We start from the raw sequence: 20,062 nt of genomic DNA on the forward strand, positions 1-20,062 counted from the left end.
GCAATCGCTTAGTTATTGTGTAAAAAAAAGATTATAAATTTTCGAATGTACTTTCTATAAAGTCATCTAATTGTTTTTGATCAAACATTTTTGAAGCGACAGACAACCCTTGCAAAGAGACCATCAGGTAGTTTGCTTGTTTGGTAATCATTTCTGGAGTTTTTAACTTATTTGATTCTAATTTTTCTATAAATAGTGTTTTTACATTAGTAGCAAAACTAATAATATTGGACATTATTTCTGTATCAGCTTTCTCTCCTAACTCATTTACGGTATTGGTAATTAAACAACCTTTTTTGGTACGTGTGCTATCTTTAGAGAAATTAATAAAATCGTAGAAATATTCCTTGATCGATTGTATACCGCCAGAAGAATTTTTGAGTTTATCTATGAGTTCTACCTTAGCTTTAGCTCTATAACAGGCCAAACTTTTTAGGAACACTCCTTTTTTATTTCCAAAGCTAGAATAGATGGAAAATTGATTAATTCCCATTTCCTTTTCTAACATACGAACAGAGGTAGCTTCGTATCCATTACGCCAGAACAATTCCATTGCTTTTTCTATAACTTCTTCTTCTATATATTCTTTTTTTCTAGCCACATTTTAATTCTTAAACACAAAACTAATCGATTGCTTAGAAATAGCCAAATAATTAAGGAAGAAAAATAACAATCGGGTTTCAATTAATCATAAGCGTGTCAATTTGAGTGAAATTCTGATAAGGATTTTGTGTCGTACACATGTGTTTTTGGTTTAAAAACCTATTATCAAGATACTTTTCCGTCGTTAAAATGCTACCATTGGTCGTATTTAATCTTTTACATTAAGAATCGAGAAACTCAGGTTAATATAGAATTTTGAATGAATTTCTATTGATCAAGTATAGATCTTATGCGTTATTTTCTTCCATACTTGTAGCGGTTACATTAAAAGGATCTAAGGATTTTAAAGCTTTATTTACAGAATCAATATTGTCAAAAGTTAGTAATAATCTTAAGCCGTTTCTAGTGTTTTTTTCTTTCATTTTGCATTTGCCAGGATTTTGCTGTACAAATTTTAATACATTAGAAAACGAAGTGCTTTGATAAAAGTCTGATTGCTGATTACTAATAAAATATCCAATTAATTTCTTTTGTTTTAATATAATTTTCTCTAATCCAATAGCTGTAGCAATCCACTTGATACGTACAGAGTTTAATAAATCAATTGCCTGATCTGGTAATTCTCCAAAACGATCAACCAACCGTTTTTCATAGGCTACTAATCCTTTTTCATCCTTAATAGTATTAAGTTCTGTATACAAGTTTAGTCGCTCTGTAATATTGTTAATATAATCATCAGGGAATAATAATTCAAAATCAGTATCAATTTGAGTGTCTTTTAGATATACTTTTTTCTGAGCCACATCTTCATAGAGTTCTTTAAATTCATTTTCTTTTAATTCTTCAATAGCTTCATTCAGAATTTTTTGATATGTATCAAAGCCAATTTCATTAATAAAACCACTTTGTTCTCCGCCTAACAGATCACCCGCACCACGAATTTCTAAATCTTTCATAGCAATATTAAAACCACTGCCCAGTTCTGAAAACTGCTCTAATGCTGTGATACGTTTTCTGGCATCTTCTGTCATTGCAGATAATGGAGGTGTTATAAAATAACAGAAAGCTTTTTTATTACTTCTACCTACACGACCGCGCATCTGATGCAGATCAGAAAGCCCAAAATTATTCGCATTATTGATAAAAATAGTATTTGCATTCGGGACATCCAGCCCACTTTCTACAATCGTCGTAGAAATCAGAACATCAAACTCTCCATTCATAAAAGAAAGCATTAGACCTTCTAATTTTTTTCCTTCCATCTGTCCGTGGCCAATCGCTATTTTAGCATCGGGGACTAAACGCTGTACCATACCAGCTACTTCTTTAATATTCTCAATGCGGTTATGAATAAAGAATACCTGACCTCCTCGCTGGATTTCATAACTGATAGCATCTCTAATGGTTTCTTCGCTGAATCGAATGACATTGGTTTCGATTGGATATCGATTGGGTGGGGGCGTAGTAATTGTGGATAAATCCCGTGCGGCCATCAGACTGAATTGTAAAGTTCTTGGGATGGGCGTTGCGGTAAGCGTCAAGGTATCTACATTCTCTTTAATTGTTTTTAATTTATCTTTTACAGAAACCCCAAATTTTTGTTCTTCATCAATAACTAATAAACCAAGATCCTTAAATTTCACATTTTTATTGACTAGCTGATGGGTACCAATAATAATATCTACGCTGCCGTTTGCTAAATCTTCTAGTGTTTCTCTTTTTTGTTTTGCCGTGCGAAAACGGTTGACATAATCTACCACTACAGGAAAATCTTTTAATCGCTCTCTAAATGTTTTGGCATGTTGAAAAGCGAGTACTGTTGTAGGAACCAATATTGCCACCTGTTTCCCGTTATCTACCGCTTTAAATGCAGCTCTGATAGCAACTTCGGTCTTACCAAAGCCTACATCTCCACAAATTAACCTATCCATAGGTCTTTCGCTTTCCATATCAGCCTTTACATCTGCAGTTGCTGTACTTTGATCCGGTGTGTCTTCATAGATAAAAGATGCTTCTAATTCATGCTGTAAATAACTATCTGGATTATATTGAAAACCTTTCTGCAATCTTCGTTTTGCATATAATTGAATTAAATTAAATGCAATGTGTTTTACGCGCGCTTTGGTTTTTTGTTTGAGTGTTTTCCAGGCTTTAGAACCTAGCTTATAGATCTGAGGTGGTTTTCCGTCTTTTCCATTAAATTTTGAGATTTTATGTAGCGAATGTATACTCAGGTATAAAATATCTCTTTCTCCATACACTAATTTAATAGCTTCCTGCTTTTTACCTTCTACTTCTATTTTTTGTAATCCGCCAAATTTTCCTATTCCGTGATCAATATGTGTTACATAATCACCTACCTCAAGATTGGTTAATTCTTTTAGGGTAATCGCTTGTTTTTTGACATATCCGCTTTTGAGATTAAATTTATGGTAACGCTCAAAAATCTGATGATCTGTATAGCACACATTTTTTCTTTGATCATCAATAAACCCCTGAAAAGCAGCAAAAACAATAGTCTCATATTGCTTTATATCCAGATCAGAATCATCAAAAATATCGTGAAAACGTTTTGCTTGTTGCTCACTAGCACAAAAAATATAGTTTTTATATCCTTTTTGGTTATTTTCATTAAGGTTTTTAATTAATAAGTCGAATTGCTTATTAAAAGAAGGTTGAGGTGATGTGTCAAACTTAATGGCATAATCTGCTTTTGTAAAGGGTTGATTACTCAATTCTACCAGAGAGAAATCCAGTAATTGTTTTCTAATTAATTCTGAAGAGGCAAAAAGTTCTTCTGGAGTTCCGTGTTTAATATCTTCAGAAAGGGTTTTGAAAGCTTCTTTGGCTTTTTCAAAATTTTTATCAATTCTCACAGAAAGCTGATCAATATCTTTAACAAAGATTACAGTTTTCTGGGCAATATATTTCAGGAAGCTTTCTCGTGTTTCCTGGAGTGCTTTATTCTCTACATTAGGAATAATGTCTATTTTTTTTCTTTGATCAGTCGATAGTTGTGTTTCTGCATCAAAGGTTCGTATGCTATCTACTTCGTCTCCAAAAAATTCTATACGATATGGCTCATCATTACTAAAAGAGAATACATCTACAATACCTCCCCGCACAGAAAATTCTCCAGGTTCTGTAACAAAATCAACTCGCTTAAACTGATACTCGAATAATACTTCATTCACAAACTCTAATGACAAGATATCTCCTACTGAAATCTTCAAGGTATTTTTTTCCAGTTCTTTTCTTGTCACGACTTTTTCAAACAACGCATCGGGATATGTTATGATTAATGCCGGTTTTTTTCTGGAATTAATACGATTAAGTACCTCTGCACGCAACAAGACGTTTGCATTATCGGTTTCTTCAATTTGGTAAGGTCTCCTGTAACTACCGGGATAAAAAAGGACATTTTTATCACCTAATAACTGTTCAAGATCGTTTAGATAATATGCGGCTTCTTCTTTGTCATTAAAAATGCAAACAAAGGGTTTTTCGGTAGCGTTAAAACTACTTTCGATAGCAAAAGATAAAGATGATCCAACAAGTCCTTGGAGATGAATTTTACTTTCTGACTGGGCAATAGCTTTCCCCAGTTTCTGCAATTGCGGAGACTGTGCAAAAGTTTGCGTGATTAAATTTTTACTCACGTAGCAACAATTTTATAGCAAATATACTATTTTTAGGCATTGCGAGATGTGCAGAAAAATACAATAAAACAGATCATCCTTACTTTTACAGATGTATCTGCCAATTATCAAATTGTGAGGATACCATTTCTAACCAAGCTTTAATTTCCTTGTCATTTCCAAAATACCGATTGATCTCAATACCAATTTCTTTCCAGATGTCACCATCATTAAGTAATTCCTGCAACTCTTTTTTTGTTTTGGTTAAAACGGTTTCAGAATTTTCTTTTAGATACTTTTGCACCACTTCATAATCGGTTAATTGATCCAGATCGGACTCGGGGAAATATCCCGTGAAAAATTGAAACAAATACGGATATTTTTCTTCTAGCATAAAAAGGGATTTATAAAAACCGGACCCTAAAAGTATAAAATCACATATAGATCCGGTAGTGTTTCAGTAAAAAAGGATTAATTAGGATAAGATGTTAATACATAATAACCGTTTGGGGCATTTGAGCGTTTTTGAAGGATTACTCTAAACTTTCTGGAAGGATTTGGATTATTTTGTCCACGGCGCAGTACAACCCCGACATTTTTTCTATGAGTGTAACTTAGTGTAAGACGGGAGCTTCCGTTAGTAATCCAATTATTTATTCTGCTTCTATTAGCATTGATGGTATTCACAATAAGTTGTCCTGCCTGATTTAATTCATAAAAAGTACTGGCGGCACTAATGGAGCTGGAGTTTAATCTATTGCGCAGGTATGTCGTTGATTTACCTACGTGGCGTTCTATGGTGTGACCTCCTAATCTTTCTTGTTGTCGTAAGAAACCAGCATTTTTTTGCTGAAGAGAAGTGTCTTCGAGATCAGAATATTGTTGCATCTCTTCAATGAAAGAAGCGTCTGGTTGTTCACAAGAGGTAAAGAATAAGGAAATAAATAGACCTAAAAGAAAGGAAGAGGTAATGCGTTTTAGTTGTAAGAAATTCATGAGTTTGATTTTAAAAAAGGTTAAAAGAGACTCTGGCCAGAATCCAGCTAAATTTTCACGAATGTAAGTGATATAATTCAGGATATAATAATGTAAGTGTTAGCCTTTAGTTATGTATGAGTTAAGAGGGGTTTTTATGAAAAAATAAATACTTAATTACCTTGATATATTTTCTGTTCTAAAATTAGTTCCTTTTTTTATTATTCATTCACCAAGAAAATGATAAGGTTCACCAATTTTTTTTATCTGAGTAATTTACAATAATAAATTTGTAGTGGATAAAACAAAAAAAGATGAAAAACTTATTTAAAACAAGCACATTTTTATTAATTATTTTTTTTCTCGGCTGTAATTCTGATGATGACAATCAGAACTTTGATAGTAATAATCACTTAGGTTTAACAATGGGAAACCTAAGTGATTTTAAATTTAATGAGGTAACATATACAGATATTCAAATACAGCAACCAGAAATTGTTAATGGAGTAGAAAAAACTAGGGGGCAGATAATCATTACAATTCCAGGATCAGCGGATGAGCTTAATTTGAGTCTGGCATCAGTTAATTTTGATGAATCCAAATTTACAATCTCTCCAAAAGTAGGATCAGTACAATCCTTTGAAGAAGGAAGTGTTATTGTGTATACGATAACCTCTTTAGAAAACCCGGAGAAAAGCATGTGTTATCTTGTTTCTGTAGTCAAGACAGGTTCTTCTATAGAAGAGTTGAAAATTACAGGTTTTATATTTGAACAAAGTAAAAACTCAGGATTACCTATGGATATTGAAGCAGTAAAAATAGTAGAATATCCAGTTTTGGGCGTCAATGCAATATTTGTTCTTGTTCCTGTTGATACAGATTTGACTAATTTAGTTCCAACTATTTATTTTGAAGGAGAAACGCTAACATATAAGCAAGGAGATAGTGGTTTTGTTCCATATCCAATAACAGCACTTAAGGTTGATTTTACCAGTAACTATGATTTTATATCTTGGAAGGATAAGAATCAATTTTTCCTATCAGTTAATAGTTCAGGAAAACAAAAAAAATATCGTGTAATTGTAGATATTGAAAACCCAGTAGATTTACAACAAAATTCGGTGTCAACTATGGATGTAACTGAAGGTACTTCCAATATAAGTTTTATTTTTGAAAATTGGATACATAAAGGAAATCATCCAATATTGACTAATATTAAAGCAATTGATTTTATTGATAATACAACTAATAGTATAGGGAATATATTGAGCAAAGCATATTTAGAACCAGCAAACGGGATATCATCTTTCATTATGCCAGGACAAGAAGGAAGAGTACGAGTTATAGTTGATGCTAATGAAGCTGTAATAGGAGACTATGATGTGGATATTGTATTTTCTCCAAAATATGATGTAAATCGAGCGTTTATTTGGGATGAAGTTGATGACTTAAACCCAGTAGAAGATATCTTTACTAAAGTAGAATTAAATGTTAAAACAAAAGTTATAAGTAGATAGTCTAATAATAGATGTTCTGCGAATACTGAAAACCTTAATAGTTTGGTAATACCATCCCAATATGAAATAACCGAATAAGATTGCCTCTTTTGACTTGACACTTCGTTATAAAACTGATTGATAACCATAGGCTATCAATCAGTTTTCTTCTTTGTCTGAAATCAAAATAGTTTAATTGCGTATTTCAGTAATTTTATATAAGACAATCAGAACTGAAGGTGATATAAATAGAGTAGAGATTAAGCCTTTGCTAAGGCCTAATTTTTTAGATAGATTGCCCCATTATCCTAAATTTGATTACTTGCATTATGTATTTATACTATTGTTATTCGAATTTACTAGAAAGAAAGAGGATGTTTTTGGAGACTAAAAATTAAGGTTTTCTCCCCATAAGTTTAAATGATATTATAGTTCTAAATTATTAGTATTTTTTTAATATCCTTGAGTTGATATTTAAATAGATTTGCAACTTAAAACTAATGTGTTTTTATGATCAACAATGAAAAAGTATTAATAGTAGAGGATGAGTTTTCCATTGGATTGGATATTAAAATTAGTTTAGAAAAACTAGGGTTTGTTGTAGTGGGAGTTGCTAGTAATTATGAAGAAGCTATCAAATATGCTACTGAAGCAATGCCCGATGTGGTTATTATGGATGTCAATATTTCAGGAGATAAAAATGGTATTGTTGCAGCAGAAGAGATTTATGGTAAATATAAAATTCCGATCGTTTTTCTCACTGCTTATGGAGATGATAATACATTTAAAGAAGCATTAGAGTCTAAGCCTTTTGGATTTTTACTAAAGCCTTTTAATATAAAAGAGTTGTCTTTTACACTACAAATAGCATTACAAAAACATCTGGAAAATAAAACCTTTGTGCCCATACTGTCTGATAATAAAATATCTGATACTCTATTTGTCAAAGATAGATCACAGTTCATAAGTGTTAAAATAAATAAAATTTTATGGGTAGAAGCTATGGATAATTATACACAGATTATCACCCGAGACAAAAAAGTTTTGGTAAATATGTTTTTGAAAGAATTTTATAAAAAAGTCCCACAAGATAAATTTTTGAGAATTCATAGATCCTATCTGGTGGCGCTGGATAAAATTGATAAAATAGAAAACAGATTTGTTTTTATTGGGGATAAAAATATTCCAATAAGTAAAGCATATAAAAGCCAATTAATAGAGCGGTTAGATATTCTATAACTATGAAAAGAGTAGTACTTTTTTTAGAGAAATACGTTTCTCTCTTTTTATTATTTTTCTGTATTTCATCAACTGCACAAATTGATAGTTTAGAACAAAAATTGCTAAAAGCTTCTAAAGAAGATAAAGTAGAAATATATATACAACTAGTTACTAAGTATGGTGAAATAAAAATAGATAAAGCTGTTAATTATGCCAAGCAAGGTTTAGAATTGCTAAAGGATAAAAACAGTAAAGATGCTGGTTATTTTTACATGAGACTTGGAAATTTCTATAATAAAAAATCTCAACATGCGCAGGCACTCTTATACCATAAAAAAGCATTAGAAGTCTCAATAGAATTGAAATACGAATTAGGAATAGGGAAGTGCTACCAAAATATTGGAGTGACCCACATAAAAATGGGTCAGTTTGATCAAACACTTGATTATTATTTAAAAGCACTTAAAATATATAAAAAGTATAATGAACAAAGCCTAATTGTAGGTATTACAGGTAATATCGGTTCTCTATATTCTTGTAGATTAAAAGATGATGAGAATGGGCTGGTATATTATAACAGGGCACTAGAATTGTCTGAAAAAGCTGGTAATGATAAATTTAGAGCTCATGTTTTGGGAGCTGTTGCGGAAATGTATATGAGGCAAAAAGATTTTTTAAAAGCTAAAAAAAATCTAAAAGAATCCATTTCTACTGCTGAAAAAGCAAATTATTTTGAAATTAATATTTCTGGTTGGAGTAATCTGTCTATAATTAGCCTAGAAGAAAATAAACTTTATGAAGCATTGAACTATGCCAAAAAAGCATTAAAACTTAGATTGAAACTAGGTCATTCTGAGGATAGTACATTATCCTATTTAACATTGGCAGAAATCTATGAAAAACTGGGAGATAATGATGCTGTAACATCAAACTATAATGAAGCATTATCAGTAGCTATAAAATCACAAGCCTTACCACAATTATCAAAAGTATACCATGCCTTACATGAGTATTCTAATAGGAAAAAAGAACATAAGGAAAGCTATAAGTATTTATTAGAATATAACGAAGTCAAAGATTCCCTATTTAACATAGAAAAAGACAAAAAACTAAAAGAAATACAAGCGCAGTTTGATTGGGAGAGTAAAGAAAAAGAAGTGCAATTATTAACCAATGAAAATAAAATAAAAAAGATAGAGAATAAGAATCAGCGAACTACTCAAATTATATTGATAATAGGATTAGTTGCGCTGACTTTAGTTCTTTTAACGCTATTCTATGCTTATAAAAATAAAAAACTGGCCAATACAATTCTTGCAGAAAAGAATAAAGAAATCTCTCAAGCTCTGGAAGACCGTGAAATATTATTAAAAGAAGTGCATCATAGAGTCAAAAATAATTTGCAGATTGTATCTAGTTTACTCAGACTTCAGCATAGTTTTAGCAATCATAAAAGTTCTACTGTGATTCTAAAGGAGATTCAGGATAAAATACAGGCAATGGCTATTATTCATGAAAGGTTATATAAATCCAGTAATTTGTCATTGATTAATTTACGAACTTACCTGGGTAACTTATTGACCTATTTTAATACCAGTTACAATCTTACAGAACAAAATATAACAATTAATACAGTTATGGATGATATTGATCTGGATATGGATTATCTGGTTCCTTGCGGTTTAATTGTCAATGAAATACTTGCTAATAGTATAAAATATGCATTTCTGGATGGTTCGAATGGGCAGATTAATATAAAAGCATCTAGAAATCAGGACGAATGTATACTTACAATAGAAGATACGGGAGTTGGTTTTCCTGAAAATTTTAGAATAGAAGATTGTCAAACTTTAGGGATGCAACTTATACAGGGACTGGTAAAACAGATTAAGGGTACGGTAGAGATTATCTCTAATCCAGGTGCTTGTTATATTATTACATTCAAGAAGAATATATAAATACAAAATAACCATAGTGTTTACCCCTTTTTTTGGAGTATTCACCATAAAAATAATACGGAATACCATATTAATTTAGAAATGCAATAATGACTTGATAGTTTTGTTACAAACTTTAAAAAAGAAGTAATGAAAAATAGTATCAAAATAATTACTATAGTTACAATAATGGTATCTGTATTTTTTGTAATGAGTTGTGATTCTGATGATAATTCCGCAAGTATCATAGGGGTATCTGGGGTTAAGATAGAAGAAGCTAGACTTTTAGATTTCCCATTATTAGGAATTCAGCGTACAGCAATAGATATTATACAACCAGAGATTGTAGACAATAAAGCAGTCACTTATGGAGAGATTAAAATTACTGTTCCTGGTACAATTATCTCTCTGAGCAATATACATGCGTCTATAACATCAGAAGAACTTAATTTGAGTAAGTTTAGTATCTCACCAGGTAATGATATAGAGTTGTCTTTTGAAGACGAAAAGATACAGATATTTACTATCCATAATGCTATAGGTGATAAAGAAGAACTACTTCATTATAAGGTGAGTATTATAAAAGAAGCAGTTGTTGACCCTGAAACATTGAAGATTACCAGTTTTAAGTTTGAGAAAAGTAAAAACCCTGGTTTGGCTGAGGATATTACGATTTCTAGAACTATAGAAGAACCAGGAGGAGATATTTTGTATGTTTTTGTCCCACTAGGAACTGATTTTACAAATTTAGTACCGACGGTTACATATGACGGAGCAAAATTATATTACACGCAAGACTCGTCAGTATCACCTGAAAACATAAACGAAGAATTTCTAGATGTAGATATGAGTATTGATTTTAAATATCCCAAGTCCTTCATATTAATGGTTAGAGATAAAAATAATGATCAGTTTAGAACAACTAAAGTTATTGTAGATGTTATTAACCCAGTTAGAATAGAAACAATATCAGTTACGACTCCAGATGTTATAGGAGGCTATTTATCAGAAGTTTTTGGAGGTGTAACTAGGTGGGTTAATCAAGGTAATCAGAAATTAGGGTATCAAAAACCACCAACTTATAAAGATATGAGCCCGATTATTACTCCCACTTTTAATGTAATTACTGCACGTAGAAATTTTCCTTCTCAAGGATTGAAACCTGGAGAAAGTGCGGATATAAATGTTATTGTAAATTCCAGTTTTCCCGAAGGGACTTATACAACGACCGCAGTTTTTTATACCAGAATATATAGAGATAGTAATGTTGATGATTTATTAGAGCCAGTAAATCTTACAATAAGTTCAAGGATTATTAGATAATAAATGGCTCTAGTTTAAATTAGCGAAATTAATCTTATGTATAAATTATTGATATTCAGTTTTTTGTAATTTAATGTCACTAAAAAATATCCTCCCCCAGCCCTTCCTTCGAAGGGAGGTTTATACGATTTGTGATTAAAAAATTCGTATAAATTCATTGAATTATTTTTTCTTTATGCAAGGCAAAAAAATCAAGCATAGCTATAGCTACGGTTTATTTTTTAAACGAAGTAGAAAGGAAAAAGAAACGATGAATATGCGAAATTTTTAGTTATAAATCGTATTAGAGGGATGTTCAGCATTATTTAGATAACAACGCTAATTTAAACTAGAGCCATAATAAATATAAAAATAACCTCTGCATTATATAGCTGCAATACTATTTGATTTAAAAATACTAAAATAAAAAACTAAGATACTTGAGGCTTTTTTACGTTTCTAAAATTACAGTAAGAAGCTAATCCCAAAAGAGGCGAAAACTTTCATTCTTATTTAAAACAGTTTAGTAATCTCATAAAATCATCTTTAGAATTATACACATTACAAGATATCCTCACTGCATTTCCACGAAAAGAAACAATGATTTTTGCCTCTTTTAAAGATGTTTTTAATTTTTCTGAATTGATATGCTTAGGAAGGTAAATCCCAAAAAGATGATGAGCTCTATACTGGCTATCTTCTATAAAATAGCCTAGATCTCTAAGTTTATTGATCATTTCTTTTGAAATTTGTTCACAATAGTTCTGAATATTTTTTGGCTGCCATTCTATTAGCTGTTCTATAGCTTTAATCATCATTGGGGTTAGAACAAAATTACTGGATTCGCCCACAGAGTATCGAGCAGCTTTTTCCTGATACCTATTCTCATATTGGGTAAGACTCGCAAAATCTTCACTGTTATAGCGATTCATCCAATTATGTTCGATAGGTGTACCATCATTAAACGCATCACTGTAATAAGCCATTCCTATAGAATAGGGGCCTAATAACCACTTATATCCTCCACAGATTAATGCATCTGGTTCAATTTCTTTTATAGAAAAAGGAAAGGCACCTACACTTTGGGTTCCATCAATAATCAGCATGGCCTGTACTGTTTTTGTTTTTTCCCGAATCGCCTTTAAATCAAACAAAGTTCCATCTGCCCAATGTACATGTGGCATAGCAATTACTGCTGTTTTGTGGTTTATTGCCTCTATAATATTTTTATTCCATTTTTTACCTCTATTTTCGAATTCGGTAGGAGATTTGATGATTTTTAGAATAGCTTCGTTTTTTTTAGCAATTTCCTGCCAGATATACACATTACTTGGAAATTGTTCGTCCGCTAGTATTATCTCATCTCCTTTCTTTATAGGGATATTATTGGCAGCATTCGCAATACCATAAGATACAGAAGGTATGATTGCTATGTTTTTATAATCAGAAGCTTCTATCAAAGAAGCAAAACGTTGTTTTAAGATTTCTTTTTGTATAAAAAAATCTTTAGGCAATATCTCATCAGGTCTTGCTTTTTTGGCAACAGATTGCAACCCTATCTCGGTAATTGATCTGAGTTGAGGTGACATATAGGCTCCATTGAGGTATGTAACATCATCAGAAAGATCAAACAACTGTTTTTGGTTTTGCATAGAATTTGTTTTAAACAATAAAATTACTTTTTCCTAAGTGTATGAAAAAGGGTTTGTGAAAATATTAGGAATTATACCAAACCTCAAATGAAATTACTTGCTAAAATCATTTCTTTTTGTTTCACATTTCGAAATAAATGGCATCAATAGCGTTGCTATCTGTGAATTTTATTTCTCGTCTGAATTAAAAAATAATTTGATTCAGTTTACGGTTATTTTATCTAATAACGGGTATTACTTCGTTTTTAATCAGTAAAATAAGAGGAAATAAAAACGATAATTTTAAATTTTAAAAGGACTTTTAGTTTACTTATATTTGCGGCAAATTAAATAAAAGAATACATGTCAATATCTAATTTGTTTGATAGCGGTTTTAAGAAAAGAAACCAGGATCATTTTGCAGCTATCGTGAGAGTAGCTATGAGCGATGGTATAATAACTGATGAAGAAAAAGCTTTTTTAGACAGGACAGCTCGTAATCTTAATATATCAGATAGTAACTATAGTGAGATTCTTGAAAATTATGAAAAGCATCCAATTAATCCACCAACTAGTTATGATATTAGATTGGAGCGGTTATATGATTTATCCAAAATGGTCTATGCGGATTCTATCAAAGGAAATGATCAGGTAGTGCTTTTGGAGAAATTAAGCATTGGTTTAGGGTTTCAAGCAGATAATGCAAAGTATGTAGTGGATAAAGCACTTATTTTGATCAATGAAGGTGTGGACAGAGAGACATTTGCCGAGGAGATTAAAAATATGAATAGATAAATAAACAATAGGTCACTGGTATAAAAAAATCAAAAAAAGCCGCTTATACAGCGGCTTTTTTAGCTATTTGTTTTGTTATTTTGTAGAGTAAATCTTCCTGTTCAAAAGGTTTGGCTATAAAATCATCCATTCCAGCTCTTAGACATTTATCTCTTTCTTTTTCTCCAATCTTTGCTGTAAAGCCTATAATCGGGATTTCTGAAATAATTTTGTCGCCATAATTATTTCTAATCATGCGAGTTGCCTGATACCCATCGATTTTAGACATTTTTAGATCCATTAAGACTAAATCGTAGTTTCTTCTTTCGAGATAGTTAATAGCTTGTTCTCCATTAAGGGCAACATCTATAAAAAAATTGCCTTGACTTATCAGTATTTTCATGACCAGATATTGTGTGGCTTCTTCATCTTCGACCAAAAGAATTCTAAATTTCTTTTTAGTTTCTGGCAATGTATATTTTTTCTTTTTCTTTTGTGATGTTGTTTTTGTTACTTCGAATTTAAACGGCAGTTTTACTTCAAAAGTAGTTCCTTTTTCTGGTTGGCTGGTTACTTTTATTTCACCGTTCAGAAGATTCACCAGGTTTTTTGCAATCGCCAGTCCTAATCCAGTACCTGAAATCTGTTTGTCTTCATTAAATCGTGTAAAACGATCAAAAATACGCTCCAGGTTTTCTGCTTGTATCCCGAATCCGGTATCTTCAATTTTGAAATTGATACTTAATTTATTGGTTCGTTGATAGTTTTTTGTGACCGAAAGATGTATGCTTCCTTCTTCAGTAAATTTAAAAGCATTCCCCAGTAAATTATTTAATATTTGATATACTCGCGTTCTATCGCCAATCAGATATTCTTGTATATTGGGATCAATGTATGTACTGAATTCGATTTCTTTTTTTTCTGCTAGTTTTGAGTAAGTTTCATCAAACCCTTTAATAAGATTTACAAATAAAAATCGCTGATCAACAATTTGTATTTTCCCAGATTCGATTTTAGAAATATCGACCATATCGTCAATCAATGCATTAAGATGAATGCTTTGTCTCTTTATAATACGCGCTAATTCTTCTTGTTCAAAATTTAATTTAGTTTTTTCTAATATTTCTACAAAACCAAGAATACTGGTTAGAGGTGTTCTGACCTCATGATTTATATTGGTTATAAAATTGTTTTTAAATTCTTCTTTGTCAAGGAGATATTTGTTTTTAAGTTCTAATTCTTTTGCTTTTAGTACAGATTCATTTCTTTGTTGTGCTATTTTATTAAGCTCTCTATATTTTGAAGTGTATTCAAAAAGGATAACGGTTATTTCCTGTGTATTAATAATTATAGTAATATCACATATTTTTTCAGTATTATTTTCTTCCAGATGGATACAGGGGAAATTATAGGTAGTTTCTTCTTTTTCAAAAGAATCAATGAGGCTTTTTAGTATTTCGAAAAAAGGATGGCAGTCATATATAGAACCTCCAACTTTCCAATCAAATAATTTGGCATCTGTTTTCTTAATAATCCCTTCTACGGTAACTAATATAAACTGAGTTTTCTCACTAAACAGTAATGTATCTTCTTGATATTCCATAGTATCAGCTAGTTATTTCTTTAGCGAGATCTGAGAAAAAATTCTGCACATTTTTGTTGGTTTTGGCACTGGTGAGACAATCAAATTGTATCTGCTTGTCTTTGAATAGTTGCAAAATGTCTTTTTCATTTACTAAATCCAGTTTATTACCTATGATTTTAGTCTTTACTTTGGGATAATTTTTTGTGAGATAGTCTATATCTTTGCTTAGATCCTGATATGTATCTGTACGGGTAAGATCAAATACATAGATAAAGGCGTGTGATCCTAAAAGGTAGGATTTTCGGGTATCTTCTATATTGGTATGACCTTCGGTATCCCATATGATCATAGAGAGCTCTCTGCCATCCGGCATTTCTATAACTTTCTTTTTTATCTGAACACCTAGGGTAACTTTGTAGTCTTCAGAAAATTCGTTATCCATAAAACGTCTGAATAACGACGTTTTTCCTACACCGAAGTGTCCTAAAAGCACAACTTTTTTAGACAATTTCATCTTCAAAATGTTTTTTTAATTTTTTAGTAAATAACTCACTATCTTCTAAATCTCTCTTGGAGATATGATGCTGAGCAAAATCAATAATTTGATCTTCTAATACTTCTTTAAACATGATACTATATGCACCAGAGATTACGGCTGCAATATAATACGAATAAAAGTTTTGTATATGTATTGTATATAATTCATATTCTATCATTTGAAGATTTTGATCTCCTCCCTGGAAAGCATCTTCTACAAAACTTTTGATAGCCGTTAGCATTCCGGCTACCATATCTTTATCGACAGTGTTTTCTGATAACGGACTATAATCTGCAATTAGTAATCCTGAGTTTTTCTCGATGACAAATAGCTGGATTAGCCTGGGTTTTGCGTAATCAGAGAGTGCGAGATCTCCTTCGCTAATTCCCTGAGCTCTGGCCTTGGTTTTTCTAAACCAGTTTTTAAAAGAAAAAGCACTTTTAGTTTTTCTGCTAATATTCTCACTCAATAATCTCATTTCATGAGCAATGTATTTCTTAATCATTTTACCAATGATAGGAAATAGTGCTTCTACAACGGCATCCTGAGAATTTTTGATTTCTTCTTTTAAAGCGGCAGTAATAGTAGGACCTAATGTTTTGGGTATTTCTTGTACAAATTCCTCTAATTTGTCTTCAATAATAGGGTCGACCTTATGCGAAAGCTCTTTTTTTTGATGAACAATTTTACTTAAATCCTCTAGTTTTTGAGCAATGGAATCAGTATATTCTTTCTCCTCTGTAAGAAGAAGTTCTTTAAGAATTTTGAGTTTATCCTGCGCTTCCATACCCTTTGGTAGCTGGGTTATTACTTGTTAATTTTCTCTCCCATGGCAATCAGCAGATCACCCAAGGTCTTTTTGTCAACTTTTTTGGTATCCAGCATCTCTACTTTATCAGCTAGATTGTCTTCTAATTCTGTAATTCGTATGTTTATATCTGTACTAAGGTTGTCTATTGCCTGATGTAATTCTTTACGTGTGTCATCAATAAAATCTTCAAGCTCTTTTTTCTTTAAAGAAATATCTTTTTTTACACTTTCGAATTCAGAATTATAGGCGGCTATGTTTTCTCCAAAAATCAGATTTTTTATAGCTTCTATTTTAGAAGAAGGATCATTTACTGTCTGTTCTTCAACAGCTTTTTTTTCTTTAGACATGTTGATCAGTTTATAAGTTTTCTATGTGAGCTTTACGTAAAATTAACATAAAAAATATTAAAAATGACTAGTAATTTTTGATAATGTTAATTTTATCAAAAAATATACAGTAGCCGTACAAAAATGCAATAGAATTTATGCGGTTATAGGGTGTAAAAATGGGGGGAAAGAAAGATAGACTATACACGGTATAAATTTCTTTTACAAGAATACTAAAAAAAATAAGATTATTTGGTTTAAATGATCACTCTTATTTTTTAGACTTCATAAATGACGCTACTTTTTCTACCATGTTTTTACTTCCACATATAAAAGGAGTACGTTCGTGTAATGCTGTGGGTTTAATATTCATAATTCGTTTATATCCATCACTAGCCATTCCTCCGGCTTGCTCAGTTATAAATGCCATTGGATTACACTCATATAATAAACGAAGTTTGCCATTAGGCGATTTATAGGTACTGGGGTACATATATATACCACCCTTGATCATATTGCGGTGTATATCACTTACGAGTGAACCAATATACCTGGAGGTATAGGGTCTATCATCTTTTTCTTCCTGACAGTACTTTATATAATCCTTAATTCCTTGAGGGAAATGGATGTAGTTGCCTTCATTTACAGAGTAGATCGTCCCATTTTCTGGAAATTTCATATTCGGGTGTGACAGATAATAGGTGCCAAGTGCTGGGTTTAATGTAAAACCATTAACACCATGACCAGTAGTATATACCAACATGGTAGATGTGCCATAAATAATATAGCCTGCTGCAACTTGCAGATTTCCTGGTTGTAGAAAATCATCAATTGTAACTGGTGTGCCGGTAGGAGTAACTCTTCTATAAATGGAGAAGATAGTTCCTACTGAAACATTAACATCAATATTAGAACTACCATCTAATGGATCCATAAGAACAACATAATTATTTCTATGATCATTATTCTGACCTTTTATAGTGATAAAATCATCATTTTCTTCAGAGGCAATCCCGCAAACTATTTCTCTGTTTGTGAGTGTGTTTATAAAAGTATTGTTAGCAAGAATATCTAGTTTTTGCTGATCTTCTCCTTGGATATTTGTTTCGCCTGCAGCTCCCGTGATATCGACCAAACCTGCCTTATTTACTTCATGATTTACCATTTTTGCTGCTAAGCGGATTGAGTTAATCAATCGAGAAAGCTCTCCACTGGCATATGGAAAATCTTTTTGATTTTCAATTATAAATTCTCCTAAGGTTTGATTTTTTCCTGTCATTTCTGTTGTGTTGATGCTGTGCAAAAGTATTATTTTTTACATTACTATATCGTTTTCGTAAGTTTAAATGAATAATCTTTTTTATGAGTTATGATAATTTATAATAAGAAAATAATAACATTAGGAAATTCTCTGGTTTCTATGGTATAATTTTATAGTTTTGATAAATTTTTGATCTATGGATTATTTAATTAGAGATGCGATGGCTGGTGATATGCCAGAAGTTCTTATGCTTATAGAAGAACTGGCAATTTTTGAAAAAGAACCAGAAGCAGTAGAAGTGACGGCAGAGGATCTTATTAGAGAAGGTTTTGGAGAACATCCTTTATTTCATTGTTTTGTTGCAGAAACGAATGAGGGAATTGTAGGAATTGCATTGGTCTATTTCCGTTTCTCTACCTGGAAAGGTAGAACAGTACATCTGGAAGACTTAATTGTAAAAGAATCAATGAGAGGAACAGGTATTGGCACAGCGTTGTATAAAAGAGTGTTGCAATATGGAAAAGAAAAAGGAGTAAAGAGAGTAGAATGGAATGTCCTTGATTGGAATAAACCAGCTGTAGATTTTTACATAAAAAGCGGAGCCAGAATTTTAGAAGGTTGGCAGGTTGTTCAAATGGATGCTAAGAGTCTGGAAGCGTTTATTTCTAAAATTTAAATTAGTGAAGGTTTTTAAGTTTGGTGGAGCCTCTGTAAAAGATGTAAAAGGAGTACAAAATGTAATCAATGTATTACAAAAAACAGATACTTCTAATGCAATAATTATCGTTTCTGCGATGGGAAAGATCACAAACGCTCTGGAACAGGTAGTTCATAATTATTTAAATCAAACAACTGAACTTAAAGATTCGTTGGATTATATTAAGAACTATCATCAGGGAATTTTGCGAGAACTCTTTAAAAATGGACGGCACCCTGTTTTTGAGAAAATAGAAGTATTCATATCCGATCTGGAGACAACACTTGATAGAAATAAATCAACACAATATGATTATGTTTATGATCAGGTTGTATGCTACGGAGAGTTGATTTCTACCACTATTGTTAGTGAATATTTATTGGATCAGGGATATAAAAACCACTGGTTGGATGCAAGGGATCTTATTAAAACAGATAATAGTTATCGAGACGCCACTGTAAATTGGGATAAGACACAGCAAAATATAATTGAAAAAGTCAGTAAAATTGGGCTTACTGTATCTCAGGGTTTTATAGCTTCGGATCCTAATAATTTTACGACTACTTTAGGAAGAGAAGGTAGTGACTATTCTGCTGGTATTTTTGCCTATTGTATACAAGCAGCCAGTGTAAGTATCTGGAAAGATGTACCTGGAGTATTAAATGGAGATCCCAGAGTATTCAAAAATGTAAAATTACTTTCTCAGATTTCTTATGAAGAAGCCATAGAACTTGCTTTTTATGGAGCTTCTGTAATACATCCTAAAACACTACAACCTTTACAAAGAAAGGAAATCCCTTTATATGTCAAATCCTTTATTAATCCTGAAAATGAGGGAACCTCAGTTAAAAAAGGACAAAGATTAATACCTTTTATACCTTGTTATATAGTAAAGAAAAATCAAATATTATTATCCCTTTCTTCGTTAGATTTTTCTTTTATTGTTGAAGACAATATCAGTGAGCTTTTCAATCTTTTTTATAACTATCAATTAAAAGTAGATCTGATCCAGAATTCTGCCATAAGCTTTTCTGTGTGTCTTGATGATAAGTTTAATACTTTTGATCAATTGCATACTAAATTAAAGGCAAAATTTAGAGTTATTTGCGAAAAAAATGTTTCGTTATTTACCATAAGACATGCTACTGATGACGCTATCAGTTTATTAGAAAGAAATAAGAATATTTTACTTAAACAAAGCACTAAAGAAACCTATCAAATGGTTGTAAAGCAGTAAGATGCGGTATTCCATGATTTTGTTATATTT

The 20,062-nt window shown here is 31.6% G+C and carries 17 protein-coding genes; 7 read left to right on the forward strand and 10 right to left on the reverse strand.

What is annotated here, in order from left to right; genetic code table 11:
• Window positions 1-31 precede the first annotated feature (31 nt).
• From F0000_RS02590 to F0000_RS02605, 4 genes are all read right to left on the reverse strand, one after another.
• Entirely contained in the window at window positions 32-601 is a 570-nt protein-coding gene (locus F0000_RS02590; RefSeq protein WP_149623136.1) for a TetR/AcrR family transcriptional regulator, read from the reverse strand.
• 289 nt (window positions 602-890) lie between these two features.
• Window positions 891-4,262: a transcription-repair coupling factor gene (gene mfd / locus F0000_RS02595; protein WP_149623137.1), complete on the reverse strand. Its 3,372-nt coding sequence runs from the start codon at window positions 4,260-4,262 to the stop codon at window positions 891-893.
• An 85-nt stretch (window positions 4,263-4,347) separates the two neighbouring features.
• On the reverse strand, window positions 4,348-4,635 hold the full coding sequence (locus F0000_RS02600) for a contact-dependent growth inhibition system immunity protein (RefSeq protein WP_149623138.1): 288 nt from the start codon (window positions 4,633-4,635) through the stop codon (window positions 4,348-4,350).
• Window positions 4,636-4,712: 77 nt separating this feature from the next.
• Window positions 4,713-5,237: an RNase A-like domain-containing protein gene (locus tag F0000_RS02605; RefSeq protein WP_149623139.1), complete on the reverse strand. Its 525-nt coding sequence runs from the start codon at window positions 5,235-5,237 to the stop codon at window positions 4,713-4,715.
• A gap of 293 nt (window positions 5,238-5,530) precedes the next feature.
• Between F0000_RS02605 and F0000_RS02610 the strand changes: the two genes are divergently transcribed.
• The 4 genes from F0000_RS02610 to F0000_RS02625 all read left to right on the forward strand — a co-directional run bounded on the left by F0000_RS02610 (window position 5,531) and on the right by F0000_RS02625 (window position 11,193).
• Window positions 5,531-6,733 (forward strand): hypothetical protein, encoded by a 1,203-nt coding sequence (locus F0000_RS02610; protein WP_149623140.1) that lies wholly within the window; start codon window positions 5,531-5,533, stop codon window positions 6,731-6,733.
• Window positions 6,734-7,222: 489 nt separating this feature from the next.
• Entirely contained in the window at window positions 7,223-7,951 is a 729-nt protein-coding gene (locus F0000_RS02615) for a LytTR family DNA-binding domain-containing protein (protein WP_149623141.1), read from the forward strand.
• Window positions 7,952-7,953: 2 nt separating this feature from the next.
• Window positions 7,954-9,891, forward strand: coding sequence for a tetratricopeptide repeat protein (locus F0000_RS02620; RefSeq protein WP_149623142.1), 1,938 nt, complete (start codon window positions 7,954-7,956; stop codon window positions 9,889-9,891).
• A 129-nt stretch (window positions 9,892-10,020) separates the two neighbouring features.
• Entirely contained in the window at window positions 10,021-11,193 is a 1,173-nt protein-coding gene (locus F0000_RS02625) for a hypothetical protein (protein WP_149623143.1), read from the forward strand.
• 488 nt (window positions 11,194-11,681) lie between these two features.
• Here F0000_RS02625 and F0000_RS02630 read toward each other — a convergent pair whose 3' ends face one another.
• Window positions 11,682-12,824, reverse strand: a complete 1,143-nt coding sequence (locus F0000_RS02630) for an aminotransferase class V-fold PLP-dependent enzyme (RefSeq protein WP_149623144.1) — start codon at window positions 12,822-12,824, stop codon at window positions 11,682-11,684.
• Window positions 12,825-13,166: 342 nt separating this feature from the next.
• Here F0000_RS02630 and F0000_RS02635 point away from each other — a divergent pair, with 342 nt between their 5' ends.
• The gene (locus tag F0000_RS02635; protein ID WP_149623145.1) at window positions 13,167-13,598 is read left to right on the forward strand and encodes a TerB family tellurite resistance protein; all 432 of its coding nucleotides are present in this window, start codon (window positions 13,167-13,169) and stop codon (window positions 13,596-13,598) included.
• Between the two features lie 43 nt (window positions 13,599-13,641).
• On the opposite strand, the gene F0000_RS02640 is transcribed toward F0000_RS02635, so the two are convergent.
• The 5 genes from F0000_RS02640 to fbp all read right to left on the reverse strand — a co-directional run bounded on the left by F0000_RS02640 (window position 13,642) and on the right by fbp (window position 18,116).
• Window positions 13,642-15,180, reverse strand: coding sequence for an ATP-binding protein (locus F0000_RS02640; protein WP_149623146.1), 1,539 nt, complete (start codon window positions 15,178-15,180; stop codon window positions 13,642-13,644).
• A 4-nt stretch (window positions 15,181-15,184) separates the two neighbouring features.
• The gene (locus tag F0000_RS02645) at window positions 15,185-15,676 is read right to left on the reverse strand and encodes a Rab family GTPase (RefSeq protein ID WP_149623147.1); all 492 of its coding nucleotides are present in this window, start codon (window positions 15,674-15,676) and stop codon (window positions 15,185-15,187) included.
• Window positions 15,663-16,487, reverse strand: a complete 825-nt coding sequence (locus F0000_RS02650; RefSeq protein ID WP_149623148.1) for a cell envelope biogenesis protein OmpA — start codon at window positions 16,485-16,487, stop codon at window positions 15,663-15,665. Before F0000_RS02650 ends, F0000_RS02645 begins: the two co-directional genes overlap by 14 nt.
• Window positions 16,488-16,507: 20 nt before the next feature.
• Entirely contained in the window at window positions 16,508-16,858 is a 351-nt protein-coding gene (locus F0000_RS02655; protein WP_149623149.1) for a fructose 1,6-bisphosphatase, read from the reverse strand.
• Window positions 16,859-17,108: 250 nt separating this feature from the next.
• A complete protein-coding gene (gene fbp, locus F0000_RS02660; RefSeq protein WP_149623150.1) occupies window positions 17,109-18,116 on the reverse strand; it encodes a class 1 fructose-bisphosphatase in 1,008 nt (335 codons plus the stop codon).
• Window positions 18,117-18,294: 178 nt separating this feature from the next.
• Here fbp and F0000_RS02665 point away from each other — a divergent pair, with 178 nt between their 5' ends.
• The gene (locus F0000_RS02665; protein ID WP_149623151.1) at window positions 18,295-18,774 is read left to right on the forward strand and encodes a GNAT family N-acetyltransferase; all 480 of its coding nucleotides are present in this window, start codon (window positions 18,295-18,297) and stop codon (window positions 18,772-18,774) included.
• A 4-nt stretch (window positions 18,775-18,778) separates the two neighbouring features.
• Window positions 18,779-20,032, forward strand: coding sequence for an aspartate kinase (locus tag F0000_RS02670; protein WP_149623152.1), 1,254 nt, complete (start codon window positions 18,779-18,781; stop codon window positions 20,030-20,032).
• Window positions 20,033-20,062: the final 30 nt, after the last annotated feature.

This window comes from Aquimarina sp. RZ0 (genome assembly GCF_008370685.1).
GTDB lineage: Bacteria > Bacteroidota > Bacteroidia > Flavobacteriales > Flavobacteriaceae > Aquimarina.